Annotated in this window: 1 pseudogene; it reads left to right on the top strand. The window is 48.8% G+C overall.

Going from position 1 to position 2552, the window contains the following annotated elements:
- A pseudogene (locus EII41_RS13435) lies at window positions 1-2342 on the top strand (ABC transporter permease); the annotation flags it as partial.
- Between the last annotated feature and the right edge of the window lie 210 nt (window positions 2343-2552).

Below are 2552 nucleotides of genomic sequence, written 5' to 3'. Positions count from 1 at the left end.
TAAGATGGCGACGCTGCTAAACGTGGCGGGATTGTCGGTCGCCTTCGCCGCGTTTATGGTGATTATGATGCAGGTTGATTACGAGCGTAGCTTCGACCGCTGTCATCCGGGAGTTGAGCGTGTGTTTCGTGTCGATTTGTCCGGGCCGGATATGTTTTCGACCATTTTGCCGCGCGGATTTATTGAAGAAGTGCTGAAAGCATCGCCGCATATCGAAGCCGGTACATTGCTCAATCCGTTTATCGGAGAAGTGTATTTCACGGTTACGACGAATGGGGAGAAACATGGCTTTCGTGAAATTGTGCAGACGTGTCACCCGGAAATCGTTCAGACATTCGGTTTTCCGATTATCGAAGGAAGCCCGACGTGTCTGCATCAGCCGGACAAAGTGCTTATTCCCGAAAGTATGGCGCGACGCTTGTTCGGTCACGAGTCGGCCGTCGGTAAGGCTTTGCATGCCGAGGCCGGCATTTGGAGCAAAAGCAGAGAAGGAACCCAAGAGTTGCCTGATTTAACGGTCGGCGCCGTTTACCGCGATTTCCCCGGTAACACTCAGTTACGCAACGCGATTTATACGGCTATCGACAACGACTACATGAAGACGGATTTCGGGGCGAGCAATTTCATCTGTTACCTCCGGCTTGATGATGCGGCTTCGGCCAATGATGTGGCACAGACATTTAACAGCCATTTCGATTTTGCGAATATCGACCGGCCGAATGAATCGATTAAACTTGTTCCGCTTACGGATGTTTATTATTTGAACGAAGGCGGCGATGGCCGTATCTTCCGTAGCGGCAATGCCGACGTGACACGCATCCTTTTTGCGATTGCCTTACTCATTTTGATTGTGGCGGCAGTCAATTATACCAACTTCAGTACAGCCATGACACCGATGAGGATGAAAAGCATCAATACACAGAAAGTGCTTGGCAGCTCGACGACGTTGTTGCGCCTGTCGCTTTTGGCCGAGGCGGTCATTATTTGTCTGCTTTCGTGGGTTGTCGCCATTCTGATTGTCGCGGGCTTAACCGACAGCATGATGCTTTCGTTCATTGAAGCCGATACTGCTCCTTTACACAATATACCGCTTGTCGGGCTGACGGGCGCCGTTGCTCTGCTGACGGGAATCGTCGCCGGACTGTATCCGTCGTTCTACATGACCTCTTTTCCGCCCGCTATGGTGCTCAAAGGGAGCTTCGGACTTTCACCCAAAGGCCGGCGGTTACGTACGGCGCTCGTCGGCTTTCAGTTTGTGATCTCGATGGGACTGATTATTGCCGCCGGATTTATTCAGCTTCAAAATCATTTTTTGCGAACGTATTCTACCGGCTTTGACAAAGAACAGATTGCTGTTGTTGAGTTGGGGCAGAGCCTCTCGAAACGTAGCGATGAATATACGAACCGTCTGAAGAGATTTGCAGGTATTGAAGAAGTGGCTTTTTCTTCCGAGAAAATAGGCTCTCAGGACGAATATGCTACGCAGGGGGCTGTATATAAAGGTGAAGAGTTTTCGTATCTTATGATTAAAGTTTCGTGGAATTTCTCGCGTGTAATGGGTATTTCCGTAGAAGAAGGACGTGATTTTTCAGAATCGGACTTGCGAGGCGAACGACCTGTTTTTATCTTTAACGACTACGCCAAACAACGTTTAGATATGGAATTGGGATTATTTAAGTACTGGAACTGGGCTGATTATATCGGCGAAATTATAGGGTTTGCCGAGAACGTGCAAATCACCTCGCTTCGTCACGAGAATCAGATTCTCTGTCTGGCAATGACAGGTAGGCCGCCTTTGCCGGTTTCGTATATCCGCCTGAAAGCGGGGACGGACATCCACGCCGCGGTAGAGCATATTCGCAAGACTATCGCAGACCTCGATCCGTCGTATCCGGTCGATATCGAATTTTACGACTCGATTTTCGACCGTCTTTATCGGAAGGAGACAAACCTGCGCAGTATGATTACCTTGTTCGGTTTGTTGGCCGTTATTTTATCGCTTGTCGGGGTGTTCGGCTTGGTGGTGTTCGACAGCGAGTACCGGAAGAAAGAAATCGGGATCCGGGATCCGCAAAGTATTCGGTTCGACGACACAGCAGATTCTCGTGATGTTCAACAAGACGTATCTCAAAATCGTTGCCGTTTGTTTCGCCTTTGCTGCCCCGGCGGCGTACTACGCGGTAGTAAAATGGCTCGAAAACTTTGCTTACAAGACCCCGCTTTACTGGTGGGTATTTGCGCTGTCGTTCGCGGTAGTGGCTTTGGTGACCTTCGCCACGGTGACGTTTCAAAACTGGCGTGCGGCGAATGCCAACCCGGTAAAGAGTTTGAGAAGCGAATAATTAAAAGTGAAAAACGAAAAGTGAAAAGTGAAAAATGGAGCAAAGTAGTCAAAGTAGTAGTGAAAAGTGAAGAACGAAAAGTGAAAAATGAAGCCCTTCGGGCGTTTGGATGTTGATTGGTTGGTTTGCTGAACGCTGACGAACCATTAAAGGAGTGCAACTTGTCATAACTTGTGAAACTTGTGGTTAAATCTGAACACTGATTGCTAA

Origin of the sequence: Tannerella forsythia (genome assembly GCF_003860135.1) — a bacterium.
In the GTDB taxonomy this organism is placed as follows: domain Bacteria; phylum Bacteroidota; class Bacteroidia; order Bacteroidales; family Tannerellaceae; genus Tannerella; species Tannerella forsythia_A.
This window is presented reverse-complemented; position numbering and strand designations above follow the sequence as displayed.